15 protein-coding genes are annotated in these 19585 nt (G+C 74.1%); 9 read left to right on the plus strand and 6 right to left on the minus strand.

Annotation, left to right across the window (positions count from 1 at the left end; genetic code table 11):
• Positions 1–48 precede the first annotated feature (48 nt).
• The 5 genes from B7P34_RS13115 (at position 49) to B7P34_RS13135 (ending at position 8151) form a co-directional block, all read left to right on the plus strand.
• Complete coding sequence (locus B7P34_RS13115) at positions 49–573, plus strand: hypothetical protein (protein ID WP_106676070.1); 525 nt, start codon at positions 49–51, stop codon at positions 571–573.
• Positions 570–3524 (plus strand): AfsR/SARP family transcriptional regulator, encoded by a 2955-nt coding sequence (locus B7P34_RS13120; protein WP_146166808.1) that lies wholly within the window; start codon positions 570–572, stop codon positions 3522–3524. Before B7P34_RS13115 ends, B7P34_RS13120 begins: the two co-directional genes overlap by 4 nt.
• 67 nt (positions 3525–3591) lie before the next feature.
• A complete protein-coding gene (locus B7P34_RS13125) occupies positions 3592–4197 on the plus strand; it encodes a hypothetical protein (protein WP_106676074.1) in 606 nt (201 codons plus the stop codon).
• 276 nt (positions 4198–4473) lie between these two features.
• On the plus strand, positions 4474–5997 hold the full coding sequence (locus B7P34_RS13130; RefSeq protein ID WP_106676076.1) for a peptidoglycan DD-metalloendopeptidase family protein: 1524 nt from the start codon (positions 4474–4476) through the stop codon (positions 5995–5997).
• A gap of 84 nt (positions 5998–6081) precedes the next feature.
• Positions 6082–8151, plus strand: coding sequence for a family 43 glycosylhydrolase (locus B7P34_RS13135; RefSeq protein WP_106676078.1), 2070 nt, complete (start codon positions 6082–6084; stop codon positions 8149–8151).
• A gap of 135 nt (positions 8152–8286) precedes the next feature.
• Here the strand turns inward: B7P34_RS13135 and B7P34_RS13140 are convergent, their stop codons facing one another.
• On the minus strand, positions 8287–9885 hold the full coding sequence (locus B7P34_RS13140; protein ID WP_223267804.1) for an MFS transporter: 1599 nt from the start codon (positions 9883–9885) through the stop codon (positions 8287–8289).
• A 386-nt stretch (positions 9886–10271) separates the two neighbouring features.
• On the opposite strand from B7P34_RS13140, the gene B7P34_RS13145 reads away from it, so the two are divergent.
• Positions 10272–10901: an HdeD family acid-resistance protein gene (locus B7P34_RS13145; protein WP_106676082.1), complete on the plus strand. Its 630-nt coding sequence runs from the start codon at positions 10272–10274 to the stop codon at positions 10899–10901.
• A 99-nt stretch (positions 10902–11000) separates the two neighbouring features.
• On the opposite strand, the gene B7P34_RS13150 is transcribed toward B7P34_RS13145, so the two are convergent.
• Entirely contained in the window at positions 11001–12446 is a 1446-nt protein-coding gene (locus tag B7P34_RS13150; RefSeq protein WP_106676083.1) for a glyceraldehyde-3-phosphate dehydrogenase, read from the minus strand.
• Between the two features lie 257 nt (positions 12447–12703).
• On the opposite strand from B7P34_RS13150, the gene B7P34_RS13155 reads away from it, so the two are divergent.
• On the plus strand, positions 12704–14014 hold the full coding sequence (locus B7P34_RS13155) for an SGNH/GDSL hydrolase family protein (protein WP_106676085.1): 1311 nt from the start codon (positions 12704–12706) through the stop codon (positions 14012–14014).
• On the opposite strand, the gene B7P34_RS13160 is transcribed toward B7P34_RS13155, so the two are convergent.
• Positions 13959–15470 (minus strand): glycosyltransferase 87 family protein, encoded by a 1512-nt coding sequence (locus B7P34_RS13160; RefSeq protein ID WP_223267805.1) that lies wholly within the window; start codon positions 15468–15470, stop codon positions 13959–13961. The genes B7P34_RS13155 and B7P34_RS13160 overlap by 56 nt on opposite strands.
• 113 nt (positions 15471–15583) lie before the next feature.
• On the opposite strand from B7P34_RS13160, the gene B7P34_RS13165 reads away from it, so the two are divergent.
• Both B7P34_RS13165 and B7P34_RS13170 read left to right on the plus strand, forming a co-directional pair.
• Positions 15584–16756, plus strand: coding sequence for a molybdopterin-dependent oxidoreductase (locus B7P34_RS13165; protein ID WP_106676086.1), 1173 nt, complete (start codon positions 15584–15586; stop codon positions 16754–16756).
• Positions 16753–17229 (plus strand): hypothetical protein, encoded by a 477-nt coding sequence (locus B7P34_RS13170; protein ID WP_189382743.1) that lies wholly within the window; start codon positions 16753–16755, stop codon positions 17227–17229. The genes B7P34_RS13165 and B7P34_RS13170 overlap by 4 nt, the downstream gene beginning before the upstream one ends.
• A 92-nt stretch (positions 17230–17321) precedes the next feature.
• On the opposite strand, the gene B7P34_RS13175 is transcribed toward B7P34_RS13170, so the two are convergent.
• Genes B7P34_RS13175 through B7P34_RS13185 form a run of 3 tightly spaced genes read right to left on the minus strand, consistent with a single transcriptional unit; the run spans position 17322 to position 19563 of the window.
• Positions 17322–17990, minus strand: a complete 669-nt coding sequence (locus B7P34_RS13175) for a class I SAM-dependent methyltransferase (RefSeq protein ID WP_223267806.1) — start codon at positions 17988–17990, stop codon at positions 17322–17324.
• A complete protein-coding gene (locus tag B7P34_RS13180) occupies positions 17972–18868 on the minus strand; it encodes a TIGR04282 family arsenosugar biosynthesis glycosyltransferase (protein WP_106676088.1) in 897 nt (298 codons plus the stop codon). The genes B7P34_RS13175 and B7P34_RS13180 overlap by 19 nt, the downstream gene beginning before the upstream one ends.
• On the minus strand, positions 18865–19563 hold the full coding sequence (locus B7P34_RS13185; RefSeq protein ID WP_223267807.1) for a glycosyltransferase family 2 protein: 699 nt from the start codon (positions 19561–19563) through the stop codon (positions 18865–18867). Before B7P34_RS13185 ends, B7P34_RS13180 begins: the two co-directional genes overlap by 4 nt.
• Between the last annotated feature and the right edge of the window lie 22 nt (positions 19564–19585).

Here is a 19585-nt window from a genome sequence, read left to right on the forward strand (position 1 = left end):
CGAGACCACTCGGTAAAGGACGCACCACCCCACCGGAAAGGTCTCGCAATGCCGATGGCAACGAACCGCTCGATCAAGACCCGCGCCGCATCCCTCACGGCCGCCGCCTTACTCGCGGCCACCGGGCTCCTGGCCGCAGGCGGCACGGCACACGCCGAGCGCACCGCGTCCGACACCCTCGCCAACGGCGGCACCCTGACCCCGGGCGCCGGCCTGGACAACGGCGACGCCCACCTCGTCATGCAGCAGGACGGGGACCTCGCCCTCTACACCTCCGGCGCCGACGGCACCGGCCGGCAGCTGCGCTGGCACTCCGGCACCACCGGCGAGGGCAACAGAGCCGAGCTGCGCGCCGACGGCAACCTCGTCGTCACCGCGCAGGACGGCACCGAGCTCTGGCAGAGCCGGACCGGCAGCACGGACTGCCCGCACATGCCGTGGACCAAGCTCACCGTCCGTTCCCACGGCGACATGTCGATCCTGGCGGGGCAGGACAGCGAGGCCCCGTACTACGTACCGCTCTGGTCGGCGTCCTTCGGCCTCCAGCCCCCCTGCGGCTACTCCGCCCGGTGAGCGCCCCCGCCCCGGGACTGAGATTCGCCGTGCTCGGCCCGGTGCGGGCCTGGTGCGACGGCGTGCCGGTGGAACTCGGCCAGTCCAGGTCGCACGAGGTGCTCGCGGTCCTGCTGGCCGCCGCCGGCCGGACCGTGGCGCTGCCGCTGCTCGTGGAGGGGGTGTGGGACGAGGGCGAGCGCCCCTCCCGGGCGGAGCACTCCGTCCGCACCCACGTGTGGCGGCTGCGCCGGGCCCTCGCCCGGCACACCGCCGAGCCGCTGCTCGTCACCGTCGGCAACGGCTACGCGCTCCGGGTGCCCGCCCCTGCCGTGGACACCTGGACCTTCGAGGGGGCCCTGACGCGGGCCCGGGAGATCCGGGCCTCGGGCGGCACCGCCGGGCAGGCCCGCGACATCCTGGCCGGCGCCCTGGCGCTGTGGACCGGCGAACCGCTGGCCGGACTCCACGGCCCCCACGCCAGAGCCCTGCGCGCCCGCTGCACCCAGCTGCACCGGTCCCTCCTGGAAGCCCGGCTCGAACTCGACGCCGAGCTCGGCGACCGGCCCCACCTCGTGGCCGAGGCGGGCGCCCTGGTCATGGAACACCCGTCGAGTCAGAGGCTGCGCGCGGTGCAGATGCTGGCGCTGTACCGCTCGGGCCGCCAGGCCGAGGCCCTGGGCGTCTACGAGGACACCCGGCGCCACCTCGCCACCGAACTCGCCCACTTGCCGCCCGTCGAACGTGCCCCCTGCGCCGGACTCACCGCGCTGCACCAGCGGATCCTGCGCTCCGACCCCACCCTGCGCCTCCCCGGGACGGACCGCAGGCCGCAGGCCGCGGGCGGCGCATTCCCTTCCCCCGTCGCCGGCTTCACCGGCCGCGACGAGCAGCTCCGGGAGCTCACCGGCATGCTGACCCGCCCAGGCACCTCGGCCGTCGTCGTCTCGGCGGTCAACGGCATGGCGGGCGTCGGCAAGACCACCCTCGCCGTCCACACCGCCCACGCGCTCGACGCCGACGCCTTCCCCGACGGACGCCTCTACGCCGACCTGCGCGGCGCCGACGCCGCACCCCTGGATCCCCACGCCGTACTGGCCACCCTGCTCAGCGGACTGGGAACCGCGGACGAAGACATCCCGGAGGACGCCGGCGAGCGCACGGCCCTCTACCGCTCGCTCCTGGCCGACCGCCGGATGCTCCTGCTCCTGGACAACGCGGCCTCCTGCGAACAGCTCAGACCACTGATCCCCGGCGCCGCCGACTGCGCCGTCCTGGTCACCAGCCGCGCCTGGCTCACCGGACTGGCCGGAGCGCGGCACCTGCGACTGGACGTCATGCCGCCGGCCGAGGCCCTGGACCTGCTGCGGCGCACCGTCGGCCGTCGCGCCGTGGACGCCGAGCCCGAGGCCGCCGCCGCACTCGTGGCCGCCTGCGGCCACCTGCCGCTGGCCCTGCGGATCGTGGCCTCCCGCCTCGCGGCGGAGCCCGGCCGGTCCCTCGCCGGCATGGTCCGCCGCCTCGCCGACGAACGCGGCCGCCTCGACGAACTGCGCACCGGCGACGCCGCCGTGGACGCCGCCTTCGAGCTCTCCTACGCCACGCTCACCACCGAACAGGCCCGCGCCTTCCGCCTCCTGTCCGCGCCGGACGTACCCGACCTCGCCCTGCCGAGCGCCGCCGCCCTGCTCGGACTCGGCACCGAAGAAGCCGGGGAACTCCTCGAATCCCTCGTCGAACTCAACCTCCTGGAGTCCCACCACCTCGACCGCTACCACTTCCACGACCTCGTCCGCGCCTTCGCCCGGGCCCGGAACGCCCGCGAGGACCCTCCCGCGACGACCTCCCGCGCCGTCGCCGGCCTCCTCGACTTCTGCCTGGCCACCGCCCGCAACGCCGACGCCGTCGCGCACGCGGCCGAACCCGACGAACGCACGCTCATCGACGCCGCGCCCGCCTCGCCCGGCCTCGCCTTCGCCACCGCGCAGGACGCCACCGACTGGATGCGCGAGGAAACTGCCCTGCAACGCGCCCTGATCGCCCGCGCCTGCGCCGACGACGCCCTGCCACTGGCCCAGGCCGCCGATCTCGTCGACCGGCTCAACACCGTGCTCTCCGGCATCACCCACCTCAGCGCGGTGTCGGAACTGGCCCGCCAGGTCGCCGAGGTCGCCGCCGGGCGCGGCGACCGGCCCTCCGAGGCCCTCGCCCGCTACGTACGGGGGAACGCCCTGTGGCACGCCAACTCCTTCCCCGAGGCCGAGGAGGAGCTCCACCGCAGCCTCGGACTCTGCGACCGCGACGCCGACCTGCGGCTGTGCGCCTCGGCCCACCTGACCCTCTGCGCCCACGCCCGGGTCCGCGGCCGCTTCGGCGAAGCGGTCGTGCACGGCGAGGCGTCGGTGCGGCTCTTCCGCACGCTGGGCGCGGCGACCGCCGAGGGCACCGCGCTGGGCGAGCTGGCCTTCAACTACGCCCGTCAGGGCCGCCTCGCCGAGGCGCGGGCGGCGGCCGAGCGCGGAGCGGAACTGCTCGGCGGCCGGGAGTCGGTGTCCACGGCCATCGGCCTGTACTACCTGGCCCGGGTCCTGCGGCTGTGCGGCGACCGGGACGAGGCCCTGCGCCGGGCCGGTGCCGGCCTGGCCCTCTTCCGCACCCTGAACGTGTCCTCCTTCGAAGCCGCGTCCGGCAACCTGATCGCCGAACTCCACGCCGAGAAGCAGGGCAAGGAGGGATACGCGCTCGCGGCGCAGACCGCCGAGACGTTCCTGCCACTGGCCCGCAAGGTCAGCGCGATGCTGGAGGGCGGCCTGCTCAGGACTCTCGGCCGCAGCCTCGTCCACCTGGGGCAGCAGGCCCGCGCCGACGCCTGCCTGCGGGCCGCCCTGGACCTCTTCGAGGGACTCCGGGCCGAGCAGGACGCCGAACAGATCCGCGGGCTGCTCGCAACAGCGCCGTTTATCCCGCGGTGAACGGTGGGCGGCAGTCTCCGTGACACAGCAAGAACCGCCACTCCCCACCGATCTCCAGGAGGAACCGATGAAGACCGCCCGCACCCTCGCCGCCCTCGGCCTCGGCACCCTGGCCACCGTGGCCGCCCTCGCCTCGCCCGCCGTCGCCCAGGACACCAAGGCCGCGCCCGACAAGGCGAACCAGCAGTGCGTGGTCAACACGGACAATGGTGACCGGGCATGCTTCGCCACCCATAGAGAGGCCATCGCCTACGCCACGAAGGGCCGCGTCACCGACGCCCCGAACGACGCCCGGGCCGCGCTGAAGGACGAGAAGCTCCAGGAGCGCCTCAGCGGTCCGCGCAGCCAGCACGGCATCAAGCCGGCGAAGAACGCCAAGTCCGCCCTGGCCGCCGAGAGCCGGGTCCTCGCCACGGTCTACCGCGACAAGGACTTCGGCGGCGGCTCGGTCTACTTCACGGGCAGCCAAGGCTGCAGCTTCCGCTACCCCTGGTCCGCCACCATGGGGGACGACTGGAACGATGCGGTCAGTTCCACCGCCTCCGGCCAGTGCGACATCACCCTCTACCAGCACGCCGATTACCGCGGCTTCAGCCAGACCTTCCGCGGCAACGTCCCCTACGTCGGCGACGCCATGAATGACCAGGCCAGCTCGTACAGCTTCGACCGCTGATCCCTGCCGCACCGGCGGGGCGCCCGCGGGGCGCGGTGGACGTGACGGTCACCGCGTCCCGCGGCACCCCCTCCGCCGGGCCCCGTGGGCACGGCACCAGCCTGTTCGCCGGCAAGCGGCCTCCGCCGCACGTCGTCAATCCGTAGCGTTCCGGTGCCCTCGGCGGGCGGCCGTGGCTAGCGTCCACCCCGCCGGTTCGCGCGAGCCGTCGCTCAGCGAGCCGCACCGCACCCCACCCGCCCCGTTCCGATACGACCCGAGGGGGAAGGACGCCACGTGCTACACGGTCTCTCCGGACGTGCACTGCGCTTCGTTCTCGCGGCGGCAGTCACCGCACTGCCGGCGCTGGTGACGACGTCCCCGGCCGCTGCGCAAGCCCGAGCCGCCGGATTCGCCGCCTCGTGCCCGGCGGCCGGCTTCATCTCCGACCCCTACGGCGGAGCCCGCAATCACGACGGCATCGACATAGCCAACGACTACGACACGCCGATCTACGCCGTCGGCGACGGCGAGGTCATCAACTCCGGGCCCGCCCAGGGCTACGGCCAGTGGATCCGCATCCTGCACCCCGACGGAACGGTGACCGAGTACGGGCACATGCGTCAGCGGGACGTGGCCGTGGGGGACCGGGTGACGGCCGGGCAGCGCATCGCGCTCATGGGAGCCGAGGGCGAGGCCTCCGGCCCCCACCTCCATCTGCGGGTACGACGCGACACCAGCATGAACCGCGGCATCGACCCCATCCCCTACCTCGAGGAACGCGGCGTCTCCATGCCGTGCACGCCGGGCCGGCGGCCCGCGCCGGCGCCGCTCGTCTATCCGGTGGAGCCGGGCCGGGTGGTGTCCGCACGGTCGGCCGACGGCCGGCTGGAGATCTTCGCGGCCGGAGCCGACGGAGTGCACCACGCCTGGCAGACCCAGGTCAACGGCAGCTGGTCGGAGTGGGAACGGCTGGGCGGCCCCGGCAACGCGCAGCTCGCGATCGCCCCCAACGCCGACGGGCGCCTGGAGGCGTTCGCGGTCAACGGGGACACCGTCCAGCACCGCTACCAGCTGTCGCCGTCCGGCGCCTGGTCGAACTGGGAGGAATTCGGCACCGGCGGAAGCACCGTCGCCGCCGGAGTCAACGCCGACGGCCGCATCGAGGTGTTCGCCTCCGGCCCGAACGGCGTCTTCCACCGCTACCAGACCGCGCCCAACAGCGGCTGGTCGGGCTGGGAGCCCACGGGCGGCGGCCCCGCGGCCGGCCGGGTGAAGATGGAGAAGGCCCCTGACGGCCGTCTCGAAGTGTTCGTGCTCAACGGGAGCGTCTTCCAGCACCAGTACCAGACCGCCGTCAACGGCGGCTGGTCACAGTGGGAGGACTTCGGCGGGGGCGGCCACGACCTGACGGTCGACCACAATGCCGACGGCCGCCTCGAAGTGTTCGCCTCCGGCCCGGTCGGGGTGTTCCACAGGTACCAGACGAACCCCACCAGCTGGTCGGAGTGGGAGCCCACGCGAGGCCCCGCCGACTCCCGGCTCACGAGCGACCGCACCGCCGACGGGCGCGTCGAGGTCTTCGCCATCAACGGCGACACCGCCGCGCACATCTGGCAGAAGGGCCTGAACGCCGCCTACAGCGACTGGGACGGTTTCGGCGCCGGCGGATCCGGGATCACCGCCGCCACCAACGCCGACGGCCGCATCGAGGTCTTCGGCACGAGCCGGGACGGGGTCATCCACAAGTGGCAGACCGGGTTCAGCACCTGGTCGCAGTGGGCCCGGGTGAACAGCACCTCCGGCCCTCCGATCACCTGACCCCGGCACCGCCGGCACCATCCACGGCCGGCCGGGCGGGCCTGCGAGGCCCGGCCGGCCGCGGCACACCTGCGGGGAGGACCCATGCATCCGATCAGCAGACGCCGTCTGCTCCAGGGCTGCGCCGCGGCGGGCGCACTCGCACTGCTGGAAGCCGGGGGCGGCGCGGTCGCCACCGCTGCGCCGCCCCCTCCCCACCAGTGGACCGGCGCGGGGCCCTTCACACACGTCTACGATCCGTCCACCCCCGGCGGGCGTCGCTACCTCAACGACCACACGCTGATCAAGGCGGCCGGCCGGTGGCACCTGTTCAGCATCGCCGGTGCCGGCGCGCCACCCGGCCAGGCCCCCGACAGCGCGGCTGAGGTCTCCTTCGCCCACGCCTCCGCCCCGGACCCGTACGGACCGTGGACCACGCACGCCGACGCGCTGACCGTCGACCCGGCGTACTACGGCGAGGAACACCTGTGGGCGCCGCACGTCATCGAGGCGGGCGGCACGTACTGGATGTTCTACGCCGCCGGCGGGCGGAACGGTGCCGCGATCAACCTCGCCACCTCGACCGACCTGTTCACCTGGACGCGCGTCCCGGCCGGCCCGCTGTTCCGGGGACGCGTGGCGCGCGACCCCATGGTGGTGCGGATCGCCGGCCAGTGGGTCATGTACTACACCGAACTGTCCGGCCGGGACGGCCAGGGCGGCCAGGATGGTGAGGGCGGTCAGGAGGGCCGGCACGTGGTGGCCTTCCGGCGCTCCGACGACCTGTTGCACTGGAGCGAACCGGGCATCGCGTTCACCGACGCGACCACCGCCGCGACGGTGTCGGTCACCGAGTCGCCCTTCGTCGTCGAGCGGGACGGCTGGTACTACCTGTTCATCGGGCCCCGCAACGGCTACGACGGCACCGATGTGTTCGCGTCCCGGAACCCGTTCTCCTTCGGCCTCGACGGTTACGCGGGCCATGTCCCCGGTCACGCGGCCGAGGTGGTCACCGACGGAGGGGATTGGCACGTGAGTGCCGCGGGGTGGTTCCGCCAGGGGCTCTACCTCGCCCCCTTGCAGTGGCGGGACGTACCGCCACCCTGGCAGAGCGCCGACAACCCCGTCGCCGGACTGGACGTCAACGGCCGGCTGACCGTGTACGCCCTGGACGCGGGCGACGGTGCGCTGCTGCGGCGCGTCCAGCTCGACCCGCAGTCCGACACCTGGTCGCCGTGGGAGGCGTTCGGCGGACCGGCCGGAGCGGTGCCCACGCTCGGCCGCAACACCAACGGCAGGCAGGAGGTGTTCTCCCTCGACCCGGACGGTGCCGGCCTGCACCACCGGGTGCAGCGGCCGGACGGCGGCTGGCACGACTGGGAGGAGTTCGGCGGCGCGGCAGGCGCGGCCCCGGCCGTCGCCCGCAACGCCGACGGCAGACTGGAAGCCTTCGCACTGGGCCCGGGCGGCACCTCCGTCGCCCGGCGGCGGCAGGCCTCACCCGGGTCACTGACCTGGGAGCCCTGGGACGGCGGCTTCGGCGGGCCCGCGGGTGCGCCGCCCGTCGTCGCGGCCAATGCCGACGGACGGCTGGAGGTCTTCGCCCTCGCGCCCGGCGGCGCCGCGATCTACCACCGGTGGCAGGAGACGCCCAACGGCCCCTGGGCGCAGTGGACCCGCTTCGGCACCGCGGCCGGCACCGCGCCGCGCGTGTCGCGCGACGGCAGCGGCAGGCTCACGGTCGCCGCATCGGCTCCGTCCGGTCTGGCGGCGTTCTCCCGGCGCCAGACCGTCCCGAGCGGAGGCTGGGACGACTGGCAACCGATGTCCGGCTGGACCGCCGGCGCTCCGGCGCTCGTCCCCGACGCCGACGGCAGGCTCGAGGGCTTCGCCCTGTCCCCGGGCGGCGCCCTGCTCAGCCACCGCCGGCAGGTCACCCCCGTCGGCGGCTGGGACGCCGGTGACGACTTCGGCGAGCCCGGCGTCCGGCTCGCCGCCCCGCCGACGGCCGCGGCCGACGCCACCGGCCGGACCCACGTTTTCGCCGTCACCACCCAAGGCCGGATACGCACCCGCGTACGGTCCCGGCCCGGCGGCGGCTGGAGCCCATGGACCGCATTCGGCGACCGCCCGATCGCCCCCGTCCCATCGGGCAGCCCCGCGTACTGGGCCTGACCTCCTCCCGCAGCGACCCGGGGCGCCCGGACCGGGCCTGGGCCGGACGGCTCGGCCCGGTGGCCTGCGGCCGGCTGAGCGGCAGCGTCAGTCGTCGAACCGGCGTTCAGCAATACGCCGGCCCGCGCCCCGTCCTCACGGCTCCCCGTGGTGCCGGTGCCGCCCGGGATGCCGCAGGTGCATCCATACGTTCCGGGCCCGGCGGCCCGCCTCGGTGCGGCTGTGGGCGACCAGCCGCTGCGCCTGCTCAGGCGTCTCCACCATCGGGCCCGAGCCGCGCAGCGGCTTGCCCGCCGTCTCGTGCAGGAAGAACGCCGAGCAGAAGCCGATGACGCCCGCGCCCATCAGGTAGTAGGCCGGGACCATCTCGTCGCCGGTGCTCTCCAGCAGCGCCGAGACGACCAGTGGCGTGGTGCCGCCGAAGAGCGAGACGGAGATGTTGTACGAGACGGACAGCGCGCCGTAGCGCATCCGGGTGGGGAAGAGCGCCGGCAGCGTGGCCGCGGAGGTGCCGGCGAAGACCACCAGCAGCAGCCCGAGCACGATGCAGCCGAGCGCCGGCAGCAGCACGCCGCCGGCCCGGATCAGCAGCAGTGCCGGCGCGGCGAGGGCGACCAGGGCGGCGCTGCCGGTCATGAACAGGGGCCGGCGCCCCCAGGTGTCCGAGCGCCGGCCCACGGTGGTGATGGTCAGGGCGACGAGGATCATCGTGCCCAGGACGAGCAGCTGTGCGGTGGTGGGGTTCTGATCCAGCGTCTCGGTCATGAACGTCGGCAGGTAGGACGTCACGACGTAGTTGGTGACGTTGTAGACCACCACCAGGCCCATGCAGATCAGCACGGCGTGCCAGTGCCCGGTGAAGATCTCCTTCAGCCGCCCGTGCCCGGACTGCCGGGCCTCCTCGGCGGCGGCCAGTTCCGCAGCGCTCTCCGTGCTCTCCGTCTCCGCGCGGAAGGCGGGCGTCTCCTCCAGGCGCATGCGCATGTAGAGGCCGATCAGGCCGAGCGGCCCGGCCACCAGGAACGGCAGCCGCCAGCCCCAGTCGGTCATGCCGTCGGTGCCCAGGGTCGCGGTGAGCACGGTCACCAGGCCGGAGCCGAGCGCATAGCCGACGAAGGTGCCGAAGTCGAGCCAGCTGCCGAGGAACCCGCGGCGCTCGTCCGGGGCGTACTCGGCGATGTACGTGGTGGCCCCCGCGTACTCGCCGCCGGTGGAGAAGCCCTGCACCAGCCGGCACACGAGCAGCAGGACGGGCGCGGCCACGCCGACCGTGGCGTACGCGGGCAGCAGGCCGACCGTGAACGTGCTGACCGCCATCATGATCATGGTGGCCGCGAGCACCTTCTGCCGTCCGATGCGGTCGCCCAGCGGGCCGAAGACCAGGCCGCCGAGCGGACGCACGACGAACGCCGCGGCGAAGGTGGCGAACGCGGCGATCACCTGTGCGCCGGAGGAGTCGGAGGGGAAGAAGACCTTGCCGAGCGTGGCCGCCATGTAGGCGTACACCCCGAAGTCGAACCACTCCATCATGTTCCCCAGCGCCGCGGCGGAGACGGCGCGGTGGACCTCGGGGCGGTCCGTGACGGTGACGTCCTCGATGGTCAGCATCTTCTTGCGGCGCCGCAGCAGGGTCCTGAGCATCCGGTCGGTGGCCGACGTGCCGCCGCGCTGCGGGGCACCGCGCCCGGACGCGGGGGTCGTCCTCTTCGGGGGTCTTCTGCGATCGGCGCTCAATGCTCCACCTGCAGGGTCGGGGGCGGGATGCGGCGGACGTGCGACCCGGAGTCACTTCGGTCATTCTTCACACGCGTGATGTGTGGCACGGGCGTGCCACACCAGTGCACCCCGATATGCAGCCCCCGGCAGGGCTCAGTGGGGCTCCGTTTTCGCCCTGCCGGAAACTGTGCAAGCCTGATGTGGGGAGCAGTCGGGCGATTCATGCGCGGGGGCGAGAGGCAAGCGCCATGAGTTATCCCTCCAACGAATCCAACCCGTCCGACGCGTCGAACCCGTCCGATGCGTCGGACGAATCCCGTGCGTTCCACGAGGCCTACGCGGCTGCCGCCGGGCCGGGTGAGCCCGGTGGGTCGGGTGAACCCCGCGCAGGGACCCCCACCGGCATGCCCGCCGGCCTGACCATGCTGGCCAACGCCGGCTGGCAGGTGATGGTGAGCGCGGGCGTGGCCTCGGTCGCCCTCGGCGTGGTCGTCCTGGCCTGGCCGAAGGCGAGCCTGACGGTGGTCGGCGTGCTGTTCGGCATCTATCTGCTGGCCATGGGCGTCTTCCAGCTGGCGGGGGCCTTCGGTGCCCACGTTCCGGGGCACATGCGTGCCTTGGGGTTCGTCAGCGGCGGGATCTGCGTGCTGCTGGGACTGGTGGCCTTCCGCGGGCCCGCGCAGTCGGTGCTCCTGCTCGCGCTGTGGATCGGGTTCGGCTGGCTGCTGCGCGGCGTCATGCTGACGGGCATGGCCCTGTCCGTCCCGTCGCTTCCCGCCCGCGGCTGGCAGGTCTTCCTCGGCGTCGTCAGCGTCCTGGCCGGAATCGTGGTCATCACCTCGCCCTTCGCGTCGATCGCCGTCCTCACCGCGGTCGTCGGCATCATGCTGATCGTCATGGGACTGATCGAGGTCGGGCACGGCATCCGGTTGCGCACGCGCCTCGGAAAGCTCTCCGCGCCCGGCGCGCATGGGGGCGGCGGGGGAGACCGGGGCGGCCGCGGCCACCGGTGGCACGCCCACCCGCAGCACTGACGGCGGCAGTTGCGGCCCACCGTAGGCCCGGGCCGCACGCGCGCGCGGCCGCCACCCCTCTGCGGGGTGGCGGCCGCGCCGCGGGTCACCGGGACCGGATCAGAGCACCGGGGCCGGGAAGGTCGGGTACTCCACGCCGGACACGTGCTGGACGACGCGGATGACCTGGCACGAGTAGCCGAACTCGTTGTCGTACCAGAGGTAGAGGATCGCGTTGTCGCCGTCGACCTTCGTGGCGCCGGCGTCGACGATCGAGGCGTGGCGCGAGCCGACGAAGTCCATGGACACGGCGTCGGGCGCGGTGGTGAAGTCGATCTGGCGCTTCAGCGGCGAGTTCAGCGAGACGTCCCGGAGGTACTCGAGGACCTCCTCGCGGGTGGTCTCGCGGCCGAGGCGCAGGCTCAGGATGGCGATCGAGACGTCCGGCACGGGGACGCGGATCGAGCTGCCGGTGATCGGCGCCTTGAGGTCGGGCAGGGCCTTGGCGACGGCCGAGGCGGCGCCGGTCTCCGTGATGACCATGTTGAGCGGCGCGGAGCGGCCGCGGCGGTCGGCCTTGTGGTAGTTGTCCAGCAGGTTCTGGTCGTTGGTGAACGAGTGGACGGTCTCCACGTGGCCGCGCAGCACGCCGTACTCGTCGTCCATCGCCTTCAGCGGCGGGACGATCGCGTTGGTGGTGCAGGAGGCGCAGGACAGGATCTGCTCGTCCGGCTTGACCGTGTCGTGGTTGACGCCGTGGACGATGTTGGGGACGTCGCCCTTGCCCGGCGCGGTCAGGACGACCTTGTCGATGCCGGGGCGCAGGTGCTTGGAGAGGCCCTCGCGGTCGCGCCACTTGCCGGTGTTGTCGATGAGGATGGCGTCCTTGATGCCGTACGCCGTGTAGTCGACCTCGGACGGGTCGTTGGCGTAGATCACCTTGATCGCGTTGCCGTTGGCGACGATCGTGCCGTTCGCCTCGTCGACGGTGATCGTGCCCTGGAACTGGCCGTGGATGGAGTCGCGCCGCAGCAGCGAGGCGCGCTTGACGATGTCCTGGTCGCCGCCCTGACGGACGACGATGGCGCGCAGCCGCAGGCCGTTGCCCGAGCCGGCCTTCTCGATGAGCAGGCGGGCGACGAGGCGGCCGATGCGGCCGAAGCCGTAGAGGACGACGTCGCGGCCCTCGCAGCCCTCGATCTTGTTGGCGCCCGTGGCGCCGGCGACGGCCTCGGCGGTGAAGGCCTCGACCGTCAGACCGCGGTCGTCGGTCTTGTACGTCGCGGCGAGCATGCCGATGTCGATCTGGGAAGGGCCGAGGTCGAGCGTGGTCAGCGCCTGCAGGAACGGCAGCGTCTCGGTGACCGAGAGCTCCTCGCCGGCTATCTGCCGGGCGAATCGGTGGGTCTTCAGGATGCTGACCACCGACTTGTTCACCAGGGAGCGGCTGTGGAGGAGGACCGTGACGTCCTGCTCGCGGTGCAGCTTCCCGATGATCGGGATCATCGACTCCGCGATCTCCTCGCGGTTCTTCCAGTCAGTGAACGAGTCGTCGTTGACAGTCACAGGCTTTTCTCTTTCGAGCTAGGCAGCGCTCACATGCTAACCCCATGCCATTTTGATCGTTCAGGTGGTGTCGCCGGGGGTCGGGTGGAGCGTCCCGTGAGGGGTCCGGGAAAGCGATAAAAGCTCCTAAAACGGCCTGGCTCGGCCGCCGGCTGAGGCCCATGTGCAGGGGATCCAGGGGCGTCGGTCACATTTCCCCTGTGCCGCGAGTCATAGAGGTAACAGCATTCGACGGAAGGCACGGAAGGTACCGCCCGATGATCGGAAAGCCCCTCGCACGCGTCGCCGTTTCCCTCGCGGCGGCCCTGCTCGCCTCGGCTCCCTCGGCGGCTTCGGCAGCCCCGGCGGCCCCGGCCGCGGACCGGGAGCAGCTGCCCGGGCGGCAGCCGTCCGGCCGGCAGCCGGCCGGACAGATACCGTGGACCGCCGCCTGGACGGCTGCTCCCCAGGCCCCCACGCACACCGACTGGTATCCCAACTGGTCGGAGGCGGGTTTCGAGGATCAGACCGTGCGCCAGGTGATCCGGGCCGGCGCGGCGGGAAGCGAGCTGCGCGTGCGGCTCTCCAACGCCTACGGCAAGATCCCGCTGCGGCTGGCCGGCGCCACCGTCGCCCTGTCGGACGGGGGCGCCGCCGTCCGGCCCGGGACGGTGCGCCCGCTGCGCTTCGGGGGCGCGGGCAGCGCGGCGGTCCCGGCCGGTGGGGAGATGGTGAGCGATCCGGCGGCCCTCCCCGTCGAGGCTTTCGGGAAGCTCGCCGTCACCCTGTACTTCCGGGCTCCCAGCGGCCCGGCCACGTTCCACAACCTCGCGCTGACCGGCTCGTACCGGACGGCCGGGGACCACAGCGCGGACGTCTCCGCCGCCGCGTTCACCGAACCGCCGAGCCCGTCCTGGTACTACCTGGCCGGGGTGGACGTGAAGGGCCGCCCGCACGGCAGGGGCAACACGGTCGTCGCCTTCGGGGACTCCCTCACCGACGGCTACGGCTCGGACTTCGGCGCCGACGACCGCTACCCGGACGTCCTGGCCGAGCGCTTCGCCGCGGCCGGCAGCCCGCGCACCGTCGTCAACGCGGGCATCGGCGGCAACAAGCTCCTCAACGGCTCCGCCTGCTTCGGCGAGAGCGCCCTGGCGCGTTTCCGGCGCGACGCCCTGGACCGGACGGACGTGGGCACGGTCGTCCTCCTGGAGGGCACCAACGACATCATCCAGCCCGACGACCCCGGCCGCTGCACGACGCCCGCCCCGAAGGTCACCGCCCAGGAGATCACGGCAGGACTCCGGCAGCTCATACGCGAGGCCCGCGCACGCGGCGTCCGCGTCATCGGCGCGACCATCCCGCCGTACCAGGGCTACGCGCACTGGACCGAGCGCGGCGAGCGGGTGCGCAACGAGGTCAACCAGTGGATACGCGCGAGCGGTGCCTACGACGGCGTCGTGGACGTCGACCGGGCCGTTGCCGACGGCCCCAGGATCAGGGAGGAGTTCGCCTTCACCGACGGCATCCACCTCAACAGCGCGGGATACCGGGCCGTGGCCGAGGCCGTGGACCTCGGCCGGCTGTGACCTCCGGCGCTCCGCGTCCTCGTCGGCGTACCAGCCATCCCGCGAGCACCACGACGCCCGCCAGCGCGTAGGCCACGGTGCCGAGGAGGCCGGAGTCGTCGACCGCCCGGCCGCCCACGTACTTGGCCGCCCCGGCCATGGCGACGCCGAGCCACTCCCAGCGTCCGTCGAGCGCGACAAGGGCGATCAGGAGCAGGGCGTACCAGGAGTATCCGGGGGTGGTGAGGAGGAATGCCGCCCCGGTCACCAGAAGCGCGCTCCGCCAGGGCCGTTCGGGGTCTCCCCGCCGCAGCACGTACGCCACCACGGCGGTGCAGAGGACCAGGACCGCGGGCTGGGACCAGGAGGCGGGCAGGACCAGCCGGAGGAGGGCGTAGCGGTTCTTGACGGTGGGGTCGTCGTAGCCCTCCTCCTCGGCGTAGCCGCCGAGGTAGCCGAGGACCGAACCGTGGGAGACCAGGAGGTACGGCAGGTAGCCGAGGCCGACGACCGCCGCCGCGGGCAGCAGCACGGCGAGGGAACGGCGCAGCGGCCCCTCGCCCCCGGCAGTGCCGTCCGGCTCGCGGGGCCGGGGCGCCGCCACCCCCGCGAGCGCTCCCGGGAGGACGACCGCCGGCAGCAGCTTGGTGGCGATCCCCGCGCCGATCAGGGTGCCGCCCCGGATCCGGTGCGCGCGGACCGCGGCCAGGCCCGCGACCGCGAACAGCACGCCGAGCACGTCGGCATGAGCGTTGTTGACGGCCTCGACGGCGACCGCCGGGCACCACGCCCAGTACGCGGCCCGGTGGGCGCGGCCGCGGCGGCGCAGGACGGCCAGGAGCAGGGCCGAGACGGCGACGGACAGCACCGCCCCGCCCACTTGGAAGGGCTTGTGCCGGGCGTCCGCGGGCGAGAGCGCGTGGACGAGGAGGAAGTACCCCTCGGCCACGGGCGGGTAGATCGTGTGCACGGAGGGGCGGTTGATGCGCGTACAGGCCGCGGCAGAGGTGCCGTCCGGGCCGGCGGCCGGCCTGCCGGCCGCGGCTGCCACCCCGAACCGCTCGGGCCGTTCGCACTCCGGGCCCCGCGGGAACAGCCAGTCGTCGCGCAGCCGGGACAGGGCGGGGTCGCCGGGCACGTGGTCGTACGGCGAGATGCCCGCGGCCTGGACCCGGCCGTCCCAGACGTAGCGGTAGACGTCGGAGCTGGTACGGGGCTCGGCGACCAGGCCGCAGGCGGCGACGGCCACGGAACCCGCCAGCACCAGCGGTGCCACAAGGCGCGCCGGTACGTGCCGGAGGGCCCACGCCGCCGCGCCGAACAGCGCCCAGGCCACGGCGTACCAGCCGGCGAGCGCGGCGGGGTCGGTGACGTAGGCGTCGCTGCGGACGGCCCGCACCAGGACCGCGGTGAGCGCGGCGAGTGCGGCCGTGGTGACGGCGGTCATGACGGCGGGACGGCGGGGGAGGGCGATCACGTGGCCAGCCTGGCACCGGGACGGGCGGACGAGGTCCCGGCCGGCGCGAACGTCCGCGTTCCGTAAGGACTCCGCGCCCCCTCACCGGCCCCTGCTCGCGTTCTGATGAAGGCATGAAACTCCCCCTCCGCCCTCCCGGGATCCGGTCCCTCCCCTTCTCCTTCCCGGGCAGGCCCTCCTTCTCGGGCAGGCTGCACGATGCCCGTACGGCCACGGCCGTCGGCCGCCTGCTCGGCGCGGCGGTCGCGGTGTGCTTCGTGACCGGCCTGGTCAGCCACGTCCTGCAGCACCCGCCGGCCCTGCTCGCGAACAGCCTTCCCAGCCGCCCCTCCTGGGGCTACCGGTTCAGCCAGGGGCTGCACGTCGCGAGCGGGATCGCGGCCGTCCCCCTGCTGCTGGTGAAGCTGTGGGCGGTCTATCCGCGGCTCTTCGCCGGGCCTCCCGTGCGCTCGGTCCGGCACGCCCTGGAGCGGCTGTCCGTCGCGGTGCTCGTCGCGTCGGCGCTCTTCGAGCTCTTCTCGGGGCTGTTCAACACCGCGCAGTGGTATCCGTGGCCGTTCTCCTTCGTGCCCGTCCACTTCGCCGTCGGATGGCTGCTGATCGGGTCGCTGCTCCTGCACGTGGCGGTCAAGCTGCCGGACATCGCGACCCATTGGAGGCGCCGCTCGCCCGGGACGCTGTCCCTTCCGGCCGGGGACGCGCCGGACCGGCGGTCCCTGCTGGTCGCCACGGGCGCCGCCGCCGGAGCGGTGACGCTCACCACCGTGGGCCAGTCCCTGACGCCCCTGAAGAGCCTGGACCTCCTGGCCCCGCGCCACCCCGACCACGGCGAACTGGGCCTGCCCGTCAACCGCACCGCCGCCCGCGCGGGGGTGACCGCCGGGTCCGTGCGCGGCTGGCGGCTGTACGTCGGGGGCCCGCGCCCGTACGAGATCACCCTGGACGACCTGCGCGCCATGCCGCAGCGGGAGGTGGTCCTGCCGATCGCCTGTGTGGAGGGATGGAGCCGGTCGGCGCGCTGGTCGGGCGTACGAGTGCGTGACCTGATGGACCGTGCGGGCGCCCCGGTGGGGGCCCTGATCCGGGTCACGTCGCTGGAGGGGCACGGTGCCTACCGGGTGATGGTCATGCCGCACACGTACGCCCGCGACCCCCTCACCCTGCTGGCCCTCCGCCTCAACGGTGAGGAGCTTCCGCCCGACCACGGGTACCCGGCCCGGATCATCGCCCCGAACAGGCCCGGCGTCCTGCAGACCAAGTGGGTGTCCCGGATGGAGGCGCTGTGACGCGCGGGAGCCGGGCACTGCCGGTGCTGCGCGCGGTCGCCGGTGCGTGCGGAGTCGCCCTGATGGGAGTGGGCATGTGGGCCGCGTGGCGCGGTGACGACCCGCAGGACCCGTGGCCGGTCGTGCGCTGGCTCGCCGGCGCGGTGCTCGTGCACGACGGGATCGTCGCCCCGCTGACGCTCCTCGCGGGGCTCGTGGTGGTACGGCTGCGGGCACGGCGTGCGGTGCGCGGCGGTCTGCTCGTCGCGGCGAGCGTGACGGCGGTGGCCTATCCGGTGCTGTTCCGGCCGGGTGTTCCCCAGAACCCGTCGGTGCTGCCGCTGGACTACGTCCGCAACTGGCTCTTCGTGCTGGCGTTGACGGCCGCGGCGACCGCCGTGATTGCCCTTACGGGAGCACGGGCACGGGCTTGGGCGCGGCGGCCGCGGACACGGGAGGGGAACGACGGGCGGAAGACACCGCGGGGCTCGTGACACGAGGGCGGGGGCGCCCGTCGGCCGGGCCGGTCGGGGGAGCGCCCCACGACGGGCCCGGCCGACAGCCCTGGTGCTGCCGCGCCCCGCTCTCAGCGGCGCAGGGCCACGAACGCGCGCCCGGACACGGTCCACCGTTCCGCTGCGTGCCACCCGGCCCGGCTCGCGTGGCGCGTCAGGGCGGTCGCTCCGACGCGGGCCCACGGGAAGGGCGGGCCGCTCCGGCCGCGCCCGTCGTCGACATGGACCTCCACCCGCTCGTCGACGTCCGCGGCGGCGGCCTCGGCGAGGAGGAGACCCCCGGGCGCCGTGACACGGGCGAGGCGGCCGAGCAGCGCGGCGGGGTCGCCGCCGATGCCGACGTTGCCGTCGATCAGCAGCGCCGTGCCCCAGCGCCCCTCGCCGGGGAGGGGGTCGAACACGGACCGGCACAGGGCGGTGCCGCCGCCGCGCCGGGTGCGGTCGACGGCGGCCGGGCTGACGTCCACGCCGAGAACCGGGTGTCCGCGGGCTGCCAGCGCGGTGACGAGTCTGCCGGGGCCGCAGCCGATGTCGATGACGGGTCCCCGGCACCGGTCGAGGACGGTGAGGTCGGACGGGTCGGCGGCCGCGCACCACCGTTCGACTTCGAGGGGCAGCATCCAGCCGTCCGTGCGGCGCAGGAACAGCGGCCCGTGTCCGGCGCTGACCGCGTCGGCGTACGGGTCGCTGCGCCAGGGGGCCGGTATCCGGGCCGGCGGCGTCAGTTCGCGGGTCGGCACGGCCGGCCACCTCCGCCGGGGGAGGGAGCGGAGGCGGGCCGTGCTCCGGCCGCCGGTTCCCGCAACGCCGGTTCCTGAAGGGCCCGCTGCCGAGGCGCCGGCGGCACTTCCCCTGAACGAGCGCCTGAACGAGCGCCTGAGTGAGCGCCTGAACCGGGGCCTGAACGGGCGCCGGCCGGTACCCCGGCCGCGGAGCCTTCGGCCGGCCCCGCCGTACGCCGCCCCAGGCGGTCCACCGCCGCCGCGAAGCGGCTGCCGGGTGCTGCCGCGGCGACGTGCAGGGCGTCCGCCGCCGTGTCGGCGTCGAGCAGTTCCGGGAGGTCGCGGACGCGGAGCCCGGCCGCCACGAGGCGGCGGCGCTGCACGGCGCCGGTCGTGGCCGTGGACATGGGGACGCCGCGCAGGAGACCGGGCTGCCACGGTTCGGCCAGCCCCAGGGCCCAGAAGCCGCCGTCGGCGGCGGGCCCGAACCAGGCGTCGCAGCCCTGCCAGCCCGCCGGGCTCAGGGCCGGAGCCAGCAGGCCCGGCGTGAGCTGCGGGGTGTCCATGCCGACGAGCAGGGCGGGCCCTGTGCAGGCGGCGAAGGCGGCGGCGAGCCGTTCGTCGAGACCGCCCGCGCACTGCGGCAGGACCTCGAAGCCCGGCGGCAGCCACGGACCGGGCCGGCCGTCCAGGACGAGGACCCGGCGGCAGGCGGGCATGGCCCGTACGGCCCACAGGGTGTCCGTCAGCGCCGCTTCGGCCAGCAGAGCGGCCTCGGCGGGCTCGTACGGCGGCGTGAGGCGCGTCTTGACCCGCCCGGGCAGCGGTTCCTTGGCGATGACGAGCAGGGTCGTCGGCCCGCCCGGGGCCGGGCCTGCGGGAACGGCGGCGCTCACCCGGCCGTCACCTCCCGCGGCGCGGCGGGCGCCCGGAGCACGGCGCTCATGTCCCGCACCGCGCGCCACGTGCCGCGCCAGGTGCCGGTCACCTTCGAGCGGCCGGTGCGGGGCAGGTAGGGGACGTCGGTCTCCGTCACCCGCCACCCGGCGTCGGCGGCACGCACCACCATCTCCAGGGGGTAGCCGCTGCGGCGGTCGGTCAGGCCGAGGCCCAGCAGGGCCTCCCGGCGCGCGACGCGCAGGGGGCCCAGGTCGTGCAGTCGCAGCCCGGTGCGCCGCTGGAGCATCCGGGCCAGGGCCGCGTTGCCGAGGCGGGCGTGGAGCGGCCATGCCCCGCGCACCTGCGGGCGTCGGCGGCCGAGCACGAGATCGGCGTCGCCGGCGCTGACCGCCGCCGCGAGGCCCGGCAGCAGTCCGGGGTCGAGCGAGGCGTCGCAGTCGCAGAAGCACACGAGATCGGCCTCGGCGGCGGCCAGCCCGGCGTGGCACGCCGCGCCGAAGCCGCGGCGCGCTTCGTGGACGACGGTCGCACCGAGGGACCGGGCGAGGTCCGCCGAGCCGTCGCGGGAGCCGTTGTCGACGACGATCGCCCGCCAGCCGGCGGGCACCCGCGCCAGGACCCAGGGCAGGGCCGCCGCTTCGTCGAGACAAGGCAGCACGATGTCCGCGGTGGGAGTGGTGGAGTGAGTCACGCCGCTCACCCTACGGAGCGAA

The organism is Streptosporangium nondiastaticum (assembly GCF_003011965.1).
GTDB classification, from domain to species: domain Bacteria; phylum Actinomycetota; class Actinomycetes; order Streptomycetales; family Streptomycetaceae; genus Streptomyces; species Streptomyces nondiastaticus.

What these genes read in the sequence shown, in the direction of transcription:
- B7P34_RS13115 (WP_106676070.1), top strand. Translation starts at nt 49, where the DNA reads ATGCCGATGGCAACGAACCGCTCGATCAAGACCCGCGCCGCATCCCTC.
- B7P34_RS13125 (WP_106676074.1), top strand. Translation starts at nt 3,592, where the DNA reads ATGAAGACCGCCCGCACCCTCGCCGCCCTCGGCCTCGGCACCCTGGCC.
- B7P34_RS13135 (WP_106676078.1), top strand. Translation starts at nt 6,082, where the DNA reads ATGCATCCGATCAGCAGACGCCGTCTGCTCCAGGGCTGCGCCGCGGCG.
- B7P34_RS13145 (WP_106676082.1), top strand. Translation starts at nt 10,272, where the DNA reads ATGCCCGCCGGCCTGACCATGCTGGCCAACGCCGGCTGGCAGGTGATG.
- B7P34_RS13155 (WP_106676085.1), top strand. Translation starts at nt 12,704, where the DNA reads ATGATCGGAAAGCCCCTCGCACGCGTCGCCGTTTCCCTCGCGGCGGCC.
- B7P34_RS13165 (WP_106676086.1), top strand. Translation starts at nt 15,584, where the DNA reads ATGAAACTCCCCCTCCGCCCTCCCGGGATCCGGTCCCTCCCCTTCTCC.